Here is a 10,052-nt window from a genome sequence, read left to right on the forward strand (position 1 = left end):
TAACAACAATAGAAATAATAATAACAACAATAGAAATAATAATAACAACAATAGATAGGACAGTGATTATATGAGAATAGAATTTTCTCCACCAGATATTACCCAATTAGAGATTGATGAAGTTGTTGATACTTTAAAATCAGGTTGGATAACAACTGGTCCGAAAACTAAAAGATTAGAACAAGAACTATCTGCTTTTACAAATACAGATAAGACAGTTTGTTTAAACTCTGCAACAGCTGCAATGGAGCTTACTTTAAGAGTTCTTGGAGTTGAAGAAGGAGATGAAGTTATAACTTGTGCATATACTTATACTGCATCTGCAAGTGTTATTCATCACGTTGGAGCAAAAATTGTCTTAGTTGATTGTAATAAAGAAGATAAGTTTATGGACTTAAAAGCTTTAGAAAATGCTATTACAGAAAAGACAAAGGTAATTATTCCAGTTGATTTGGCTGGGAAGCCTTGTAAATATGATGAAATTTTTGAAATTGTAGAAAAAAAGAAAGCCTTATTTAAGCCTAATAATAAATTACAAGAAAAAATCGGTAGAGTTATAGTTATGGCTGATGCTGCTCATTCACTTGGAGCTGTATATAAAGGCAAACCAAGTGGAAGTATTGCTGATTTTACTTGTTTTTCTTTCCATGCAGTTAAAAATTTTACTGTTGCTGAGGGTGGCTCAGTTACTTGGAATAGAGATTTAGGCTTGGATAATGATGAAATTTATAGAGAATTTCAACTTTTATCTTTGCATGGGCAATCAAAGGATGCTCTTTCAAAGATGAAACCTGGTTCTTGGGAGTATGATATTGTTGCTCCTAATTATAAATGCAATTTAACTGATATTGCTTCAGGTATTGGTTTAGCTCAGTTAAAGAGATATCCGAATCTGTTGAAAAGACGTTTTGAAATTGTAGAAAGATATAATAGAGGATTTGAAGGAACAAGAATTAAACCTTTTGTTCACTTTGAAGAAGATAGAAAATCTTGTTGTCATCTTTATATTGTAAATATCGATGGTGCAAGTGAAGAAGAGAGAAATGAAATAATTATAAAGATGGCTGAAAGAGGAATTTCAACTAATGTTCATTATAAGCCTTTGCCTATGCATACTGCTTATAAGAATTTAGGTTTTGACATCAAGGATTATCCAAATGCCTATGATAATTATAAATCAGAAATTACTTTGCCACTTCATACTTTATTGACAGATGAACAAGTTGATTATGTAATTGAAAATTTGAAGGCGTTGGTGTAGTTATGAAGATAAAAAAAGTCGTGATTCCAACTGCTGGACTCGCTACTAGAATGTTTCCTGCAACTAAAGGTGTTCCAAAGGCAATGTTGCCGATTTTTGACAAACCTACTTTACAATATGTTATTGAAGAAGTTGTAGAGGCAGGAATTGATGAGGTAATTCTTATTGTAAATGAAGATTATTTTACTATTGATAAGCATTTTAACTCTGAAATTGATCCAAGAGTTAAAAATTCGAATAATGTATCAAAAAGTGATATTGAATCTTTAGAAAAAATATTAAAATGTAAGATAAGCTTTATAATTCAAAAAGAACAAAAAGGATTGGGACATGCAATTCTTTGTGCAAAAGAAGCAGTAAATGGCGAAGATTTTTCAGTTGTTTTGGGGGATGTTATAATTGATTGTAAAGACAGTTCATGCACAAAAGAGCTTGTTGATATTTATAACAGATATGGAAAAACAGTAGTAGGAGTTGAAGTTGTGCCTGATGAAAAAAGACACAATTATGGCATTTTGGAAGGAAAAGAAATCGAAAAAGATGTTTTTGACTCAACTAGACTTATAGAAAAGCCGAGTATTGATGAAACAAATTCAAATTTAGCGATGGTCGGAAGATACATTGTTAAAAATGAAATCTTTGAAATTCTTGAAAATCAAAAAGCAGGAAAAAATGGAGAAATACAATTTACAGACTCCTTAAATGAATTGACTTTAAAAGGAGATTTATTAGGATATAAATTTGACGGAAAAACTTATGACGTTGGAAATAAACTTGGAGTTCTGATTGCAAGTGTTGAATATGGCTTAAAAGATGAAACAAATAAAAATGCTGTTAAGGAGTATTTGAAAGAATTAGTTTCATCGGATTTTAAAATGGGAGAATAATAATGGTCAGAAAAATATTTTTAATAATACTGGATATTATAGTTATAAATCTTTGCTACTATTTAGGATTTTTATTAAAATTTGACTGGCATATTCCTGCAAATTATTGGTATATGTATAGCAAATGGATAATTCCTATAGTTTTAATCAAAATTGTAGTTTTTGCTCTATTTGGATTATATAGAATAATGTGGAGATATGCTGATTTTAAAGAATTGTCTAGAATTTTTATGGCAATAGTTGTAGCAAATGTTCTAACAGGAATATTTTTGATTTCAATGAATGTAGGATTTCCGAGAAGTGTTATGGCACTTGTATTTGTAATTGATATGTTCTTTGTTACTGGTACAAGATATCTTTCAAAAGCTAGAAAAAATTTAGTTTTTTCAATCCCTGTTGAAAAACTTAAAAGAGTTTTAATAGTTGGTGCTGGAGATGCAGGGGTCTTAGTTCTTAATGAACTTAGAAAACATAAAGAATTAGGATATAAGGTTGTAGTTTTTATTGATGACGATAAAAATAAAATAGGAACAGAAATTTTAGGAATTCCAGTTGTTGGTGGAAAAGAAAAAATAATTTCAGCAATTAACGAATTTAGAATTGATGAAGTTATTTTGGCAATGCCTTCAGCAAATAGGGAAATTCAACAAGACATTTCAGATATTTGTTCAAAATTATCTATGAAGATTAAAATAATTCCTGGAATGTATGAATTAATTGATGATCAAAAATTAAATATAAGAGATCTAAGAGATGTTGAAATTGGAGATTTACTTGGACGTGATGAAGTTAAATTAGATCAAGAAGTCCTAAATGATTTCTTGAGAAATAAAACGGTCTTGGTAACAGGTGGAGGCGGTTCAATCGGCTCCGAGCTTTGTAGACAAATAGCGAAATTCAGTCCAAAAAGATTGATAATTTTAGACATCTACGAAAATAATGCCTATGAAATTCAAATGGAACTTGTAAGACATTATAAGGATTTGGATTTAGTTGTAGAAATTGAATCAATAAGAGATGCAGTAAGAATGGATATTATCTTTGGAAAATATAAACCGGATGTAGTATTTCATGCAGCTGCTCATAAACATGTTCCACTTATGGAAAACAGCTCAACTTCTGCAATTAAAAACAATGTTTTTGGAACTCTAAATGTTCTAAGAGCTTGTGATAAGCATGGGGTTTCAAGATTCGTTTTAATTTCAACAGATAAAGCTGTAAATCCGACATCTGTAATGGGAACTACAAAGAGAATTTGTGAAATTTTAGTTCAAACATTTAACGAAAAATCCAAAACAGAATTTGTTGCAGTTAGATTCGGAAATGTATTGGGCTCAAACGGATCTGTAATTCCACTTTTCATCAATCAAATAAAAGAGGGTGGACCTGTTACAGTTACTCACGAAGATATAATAAGATACTTTATGACAATTCCTGAGGCTTGCCAACTTGTATTACAAGCAGGAGCAATCGCCAAAGGGGGAGAAATCTTTATACTTGATATGGGTGAACCAGTTAAGATACTAGATTTGGCAAAGAACCTTATTAGACTTTCTGGCTATGAACCTTATAAGGACATTGACATAAAGATTACAGGACTTAGACCGGGCGAAAAACTTTATGAAGAAATACTATTAAATATGGAAAATTCAGTTGCAACTGAATATGAAAAAATATTTATAGAAAAACCTATAGTTCACGATGTAGAAGCTCTAAAAGATGGACTTGAAAGACTTGATAAAGTTAAAAACACTCTGGATAAAAAAGAAATTACAGACATCTTAAAAGATATGGTTCCGACATTTAAGCCGGACTTGTTGAATAAGTAGAATACTCCACCAAAAAGGTGGAGTTTTTTTGTGAAATCTTTTAAAAATGTATTGACAATATAGTTCTATTATTGTATAATAGTCAAAGAAAATTTGACGGAGGTAAATTTTATGACGAATTCAGTTAAAATGTCGGTTTTTAATAGCAAGAATAATTGTTTAATTGACTCTTCTGTTTTTGGTCTTAAATTTTCTCTTTTTAATAAACTTAGTAATTTAGCTAGGAATTCATTTTTTAAAAAATGTATTTCTAGCATTTTTTTTAAGTTTATAAAATTTCCTTTTATCAAAGCTGTTAAGGACTTTGTAAAGGAATTATATTCAATATTTTTCGTTAATATTTTAAATTTTAGGAAATAACTTTTAGTTATTTCCTTTTTTTGTGATTATGACAAAATGACTTAATAGGAGGGATTGTATGAAAAAATTTAGAAATTTAGTTAGTAGTGAGGACTTTTCTTGTGAAGAGTTACTTGAACTTATGGAGTTAGGAGCAGAGATTTATAATAATCCTGAAAAATTTTCAGAAAAATGTAGGGGAAAAGTTTTAGCTTCATTATTTTTTGAACCGTCAACAAGAACAAGATTGAGTTTTGAAGCGGCTATGCTTAGACTTGGTGGAAGTTGTATAACTGTTCCGGATCCAAAAGTTTCATCAGCAACTAAAGGGGAAAGCCTACAAGATACAATAAGAACAGTAGGTTGTTATTCTGATATTATAGCTATGCGTCATCCTCACGAAGGTTCTGCTGAACTTGCAAAAGAAGTAACACTTGTTCCTTTTATTAATGCAGGAGACGGAGGACATCAACATCCCACTCAAACTCTTACAGATTTACTTACAATTTCTCAATATAAGAAAACTTTGAAAAATATGACTATCGGTCTTTGTGGCGACTTAAAATTCGGAAGAACTGTTCATTCACTTGTTAAGACACTTTCAAAGTTTAAGGGAAATAAATTTATCTTTATTTCACCGGTTGAGCTCGTTATTCCAGAATATATTAAGATGTATCTAAATGATCATAATGTAGAGTTTATTGAAGTTAGAACAATAGAAGAAGTTATGGATAAACTTGATATTCTATATATGACAAGAGTTCAAAGGGAAAGATTTTTCAATGAGGCTGATTATGTAAGGCTTAAAGATACTTACATTTTAGATAATAAGAAGATGAAAACAGCAAAGGATGATATGATAATTCTTCACCCATTGCCAAGAGTAAATGAAATTGCGACAGAAGTCGATTCAGACCCTAGAGCAAAGTATTTTAATCAAGTTAAATTCGGTATGATAATCAGAATGGCATTAATCTTAAAATTATTGGAGGTAAAATAATGTTAAATATTAATAGTATTTCAAACGGAATTGTAATAGACCATATTAAACCGGGTCTTGGATATGAAATTTTTAAACTTTTAGAATTGGATAGTGCAGATTTTACAGTTGCACTTATAATGAATGCAGATTCTAAAAAATATGGCAAAAAAGACATGATAAAGATTGAAAATGTTATGGATATTGACCTTGCGATTTTAGGTTTAATCGATAAAGATTTGACTGTAAACATCATAGAAAACGAAAAAATCAAGGAAAAACTTTCAATGATTTTACCTGAAAAGGTAGAGGGTTTTATAAAATGTAAAAATCCACGTTGTATAACTTGCCACGAAAATGTTCAAAATAAATTTATATTAGTTAATAGAGAAAAGGGAATTTATAGATGTAATTACTGTGATAATTTATATTCTTGTGGAGGACATAGTGAAAAAAATAATTAAAAATGCAATTTTAGTGGATAAAGATATAAATAGAGTCGGAGAGATAAAAATTGAAGACGGCAAGATTGTAGAAATTGGCGAAAATTTGAGTTTTGATGACAGTTTTGAAATTATAGATGCAAATGGAAAGACTGTTATGCCTGCATTTGTGGATTTGCATGTGCATTTTAGAGATCCGGGTTTTACTTATAAGGAAGATTTAAAAACAGGCTCACTTTCAGCTTTAAGAGGTGGATATACAACTGTAAATACAATGGCAAACACAAAGCCTGTTTGCAGTGATTTAGAAACTTATAATGATATAATGAAGAGAGCAAAGGAATTGGATTTAGTAGATATAAATCAAATAGTTGCAGTTACTAAAAATTTTGACGGAAAAAATTTGGTTGACTATTCAAAATTTGAAAATGCAAAATTTTTATCCGATGACGGTAAGGGTGTGCTTTCCGAAACTACAATGTACAGAGCAATTTTAGAGGCGAAAAAATACGATAAAATCATAATGATACATGCAGAAAGTGAACTTTCTCCAATTGATTACAGAATAGCGGAAGACCTTATGACTTTAAGGGATGTATATCTTGCAAAGAGATTGGATGGAAGAATTCATCTTTGCCACGTCAGTACAATCGACTCTTTGGAAGCTGTAAGACGTGGGAAAAAAGAGGGAGTAAAGGTTACTTGCGAAGTAACTCCACATCATATTGCACTTTGGGATAATTCCTACAGAGTAAATCCACCGATAAGAGAAAAGGCTGATGTAGATGCTTTGATTGATGGAATTTTGGACGGAACAGTTGATGCGATTGCAACTGATCATGCACCACATACTGCAGAGGATAAGGCAAATGGAAGTCCGGGACTTGTTGGACTTGAAACTGCCTTTGCGATTTGTAATACAAAATTGGTTAAAGAGAGAAATATCGACATAAGAACTTTGTCAAAGGTAATGTCCTATGGTGGAGCTAATTTAATGGGAATTAAAAAAGGCCTTTTAAAAGAGGGATATTTTGCAGATTTGGTTATAGTTGATACTGATAAAAAAATTGTTGTAGATTCAAGTAAATTTGCATCAAAAGCGAAAAATACACCTTTTGATAAAATGGAACTTTATGGAGAAGTGCTTATGACAATTAAAGCAGGCGAAATAAAATATAAAGGAGAATTTTAATGATAGTAGATAGATTATATGAAGCGGTAAAAGAAAAGGGATTTGTTTGTGTAGGACTTGACAGCCATTTAGATTATATTCCAAATTATATTAAAGAAAAACACGAAAAAATTTCAGATATAATTTTTGAATATAATAAGACAATAATTGATGCGACAAGTGATATTGTAGCAATCTACAAACCACAAATTGCATATTATGAAGCAAACGGACTTGAAGGGCTTATTGCTTATCAAAGAACTTTAAGATATCTTAAAGAAAAAGGACTTTTAAGTATCGGAGATGTTAAAAGAGGAGATATTGCAAGTACTGCAAAGGAATATGCAAAGGCACATTTTAAAGGAGAATTTGAAGCGGATTTTATAACTCTTAATCCATATATGGGAATGGACAGTATAACACCTTATTTAGATTATTTAAAAACTGGAGAAAAGGGAGTTTTTGTCTTGCTTAGAACTTCAAACGAGGGAGCGAAGGATATTGAATGTCTTGATTACAACGGAGAAGCTCTATACTTCAAAGTTGGAGATGAACTTAAAAAATTTGCTGATGAATTGACTTCTGAATGTGGATATTCTCCTTTGGGATTTGTCGTAGGAGCAACTCATAGTGAAGAAGCTAAGAAGATAAGAGAAAGATATAAAAATATTTTCTTCTTATTACCGGGATATGGGGCACAAGGTGCAAAAGCAGAAGACATAAGAACTTATTTGAATGACTTTAATGGTGGAGTTGTAAACTCTTCAAGAGGAATTATAAAATACTATCAAAAATTTGAAGACGGCGAAGAAAGATTTGCTCATTATACAAGAGAATCCGTTTTGAATATGAGGAAGGATATTTATGGAGAATAAATCATACGAAAAAGTTGAAATAATTTTAAATGAAAAAATTTCCGAAGGCATTTACAAAATGGATGTCAAGGGGGAATTTAAAGCTAAAGTTGGTCAATTTTATATGGTTAAATGCTTTGAGGACGGGACTATGCTTCCCCGTCCGATAAGCATCTGCGATATGGAGGACAATAAATTAACTTTTCTTTATGCAGTTGTGGGAAAAGGGACAAAGATTATGTCTGAAAAGAAAGTAGGAGACAACATAGAAATTTTAGGACCACTTGGTAACGGATTTCCGATTGATGAATATAAGGGTAAAAAAGTCGCACTTGTTGCAGGGGGAATTGGAATTGCACCAATGCTATATCTTGCAAAGAAATTGGAAGCCGATGTCGATTTATATGCAGGCTTTAGAGATGAAATATATTTTACTGAAGAGTTTAAGGAATTTACAAAAAATACATATATCGCAACAAATACGGGAAGTATAGGACATAAGGGATTCATAACTGAAATAATAAAAGATGATTATGATGTAATTTATTGTTGTGGTCCAAATCCTATGATGAATTCAGTAAAAAATTTAGGATTTGACATACCTGTCTATGTTTCTTTAGAGAGTAGAATGGGTTGTGGAATTGGGGCTTGTCTAGCTTGTAGTTGTAAAACTAAAAATGGAATGAAAAGAATTTGTAAGGAAGGGCCTGTATTTGAAGTTAAGGAGGTGAATTTTTAATGTTGGAAGTAGATATTTGTGGAGTTAAATTTAAAAACCCCGTTATCGGAGCGTCAGGAACTTTCGGTTTCGGTAGAGAATATGCAGAATATATCGACTTAAATAGACTTGGCGGTATTTCTACAAAGGGACTTACTTTTGCAGGTAAAGACGGAAATACGGGAATTAGAATTTACGAAACACCTGCAGGGATAATGAACAGTATCGGACTTCAAAATCCTTCAGTACCGACTTTTATTGAAGAAGATTTACCTTTTATGGAAAGTTTTGATACACAGATTTTAGCAAACATTGGAGGTTCACAATTAGAGGATTATTTAAAATCAGTTGAACTTATTAATAAGACAAATATAAAAATAATTGAATTAAATATTTCATGTCCGAATGTAAAATCAGGCGGAATGGCTTTTGGAATAAAATGTGATATTGCAGAGAGAATCGTAAGAAAAGTTAGAGAAAATACGGATAAAGTCCTTATGGTAAAATTATCTCCAAATGCTGAAAATATAAAAGAAATGGCAAAAACTTGTGTTGAAGCGGGAGCGGATTGCCTTTCACTTGTAAATACATTTAATGCTTTGGCGATAGATATTTATAATAGAAAAGCAGTTTTCGACAATGTAACTGCGGGACTTTCAGGTGCTTGTATAAAACCTATAGCTTTAAGAATGGTAAGAGATGTTGCTTCGGTTGTAGATGTTCCGATTATCGGAATGGGCGGAATAATGAATTGGCAAGATGCAATTGAATTTATTATGGCAGGATCAACCGCAATTCAAGTTGGAACGGCAAACTTTATCAATCCGAGAGTAATGATTGAGATAATTGAAGGAATGGAAAAATTCTGTAAAGAACAAAATATAAAAAATTTAGAAGAAATTAGAGGAATTATTTAGGAGGAAATTATGGATCAAAGAGTATTGGAATTATTAAAAGAAAGTGAAGCATTATTAGAAGGACATTTCTTATTATCATCAGGAAAACATAGCGACAAATATGTTCAATGTGCAAAACTTTTGATGTATCCAGAAAAAGCTGAAGAAGTTTGTAAGGTAATTAAGAAAAAACTTGAAGATGCAAATGTAAAAGTTGATGCAGTAGTTGGACCTGCAATGGGTGGAATTGTAATTGCCTACGAATTGGGAAGAGCCTTGGGAGTAAGAGCGATGTTCACAGAAAGAGAAAATGAAATGATGACTTTAAGAAGAGGATTTTTCATAAATGAGGGAGAAAATGTGCTTGTAGTTGAAGATGTTGTTACAACAGGAAAATCATCATTGGAAACAATAAAAGTACTAAAAGAACATGGAGCAAATGTTGTTGGAATTGCTTCAATAGTTGATAGGACAAATGGAAAATCTAACATAGAATATCCACTTTTCCCAGCGATTTCCTTAAATGTTCAAGCTTTTGAAAAAGATGATTGTCCACTTTGTAAAGAGGGAAAAATTGAACTTGTAAAACCGGGAAGCAGAAAAAAATTTTAAGCTATAAGAACCCCACCCTTCCACGATGCTTTGCATCGGGTGGGTACCCGGGAACCTTGTTGC

General features: G+C 31.5%; 10 protein-coding genes. All 10 read left to right on the top strand.

Going from position 1 to position 10,052, the window contains the following annotated elements; genetic code table 11:
* The first annotated feature begins 70 nt into the window (after positions 1–70).
* Positions 71–1,261: a DegT/DnrJ/EryC1/StrS family aminotransferase gene (locus RWJ08_RS07485; protein ID WP_313961646.1), complete on the top strand. Its 1,191-nt coding sequence runs from the start codon at positions 71–73 to the stop codon at positions 1,259–1,261.
* Between the two features lie 2 nt (positions 1,262–1,263).
* Positions 1,264–2,148 (top strand): UTP--glucose-1-phosphate uridylyltransferase, encoded by an 885-nt coding sequence (locus RWJ08_RS07490; protein WP_313961647.1) that lies wholly within the window; start codon positions 1,264–1,266, stop codon positions 2,146–2,148.
* A gap of 2 nt (positions 2,149–2,150) precedes the next feature.
* Positions 2,151–3,977: a nucleoside-diphosphate sugar epimerase/dehydratase gene (locus RWJ08_RS07495; RefSeq protein ID WP_313961648.1), complete on the top strand. Its 1,827-nt coding sequence runs from the start codon at positions 2,151–2,153 to the stop codon at positions 3,975–3,977.
* A 418-nt stretch (positions 3,978–4,395) separates the two neighbouring features.
* The gene (gene pyrB / locus RWJ08_RS07500) at positions 4,396–5,316 is read left to right on the top strand and encodes an aspartate carbamoyltransferase (protein ID WP_313961649.1); all 921 of its coding nucleotides are present in this window, start codon (positions 4,396–4,398) and stop codon (positions 5,314–5,316) included.
* Complete coding sequence (locus RWJ08_RS07505; protein WP_009355043.1) at positions 5,316–5,759, top strand: aspartate carbamoyltransferase regulatory subunit; 444 nt, start codon at positions 5,316–5,318, stop codon at positions 5,757–5,759. Before pyrB ends, RWJ08_RS07505 begins: the two co-directional genes overlap by 1 nt.
* Positions 5,743–6,930 carry a dihydroorotase gene (locus RWJ08_RS07510; RefSeq protein WP_313961650.1) on the top strand — a complete coding sequence of 396 codons (1,188 nt, stop codon included), beginning with the start codon at positions 5,743–5,745 and terminating at the stop codon, positions 6,928–6,930. Before RWJ08_RS07505 ends, RWJ08_RS07510 begins: the two co-directional genes overlap by 17 nt.
* Complete coding sequence (gene pyrF, locus RWJ08_RS07515) at positions 6,930–7,784, top strand: orotidine-5'-phosphate decarboxylase (RefSeq protein ID WP_313961651.1); 855 nt, start codon at positions 6,930–6,932, stop codon at positions 7,782–7,784. Before RWJ08_RS07510 ends, pyrF begins: the two co-directional genes overlap by 1 nt.
* The gene (locus tag RWJ08_RS07520; protein ID WP_313961652.1) at positions 7,774–8,502 is read left to right on the top strand and encodes a dihydroorotate dehydrogenase electron transfer subunit; all 729 of its coding nucleotides are present in this window, start codon (positions 7,774–7,776) and stop codon (positions 8,500–8,502) included. Before pyrF ends, RWJ08_RS07520 begins: the two co-directional genes overlap by 11 nt.
* Positions 8,502–9,398: a dihydroorotate dehydrogenase gene (locus RWJ08_RS07525; protein WP_313961653.1), complete on the top strand. Its 897-nt coding sequence runs from the start codon at positions 8,502–8,504 to the stop codon at positions 9,396–9,398. Before RWJ08_RS07520 ends, RWJ08_RS07525 begins: the two co-directional genes overlap by 1 nt.
* A gap of 9 nt (positions 9,399–9,407) precedes the next feature.
* The gene (gene pyrE, locus RWJ08_RS07530; protein ID WP_313961654.1) at positions 9,408–9,989 is read left to right on the top strand and encodes an orotate phosphoribosyltransferase; all 582 of its coding nucleotides are present in this window, start codon (positions 9,408–9,410) and stop codon (positions 9,987–9,989) included.
* The last annotated feature ends 63 nt before the right edge of the window (positions 9,990–10,052 follow it).

The sequence above is a fragment of the uncultured Parvimonas sp. genome (assembly GCF_963524015.1).
Classification (GTDB): domain Bacteria; phylum Bacillota; class Clostridia; order Tissierellales; family Peptoniphilaceae; genus Parvimonas.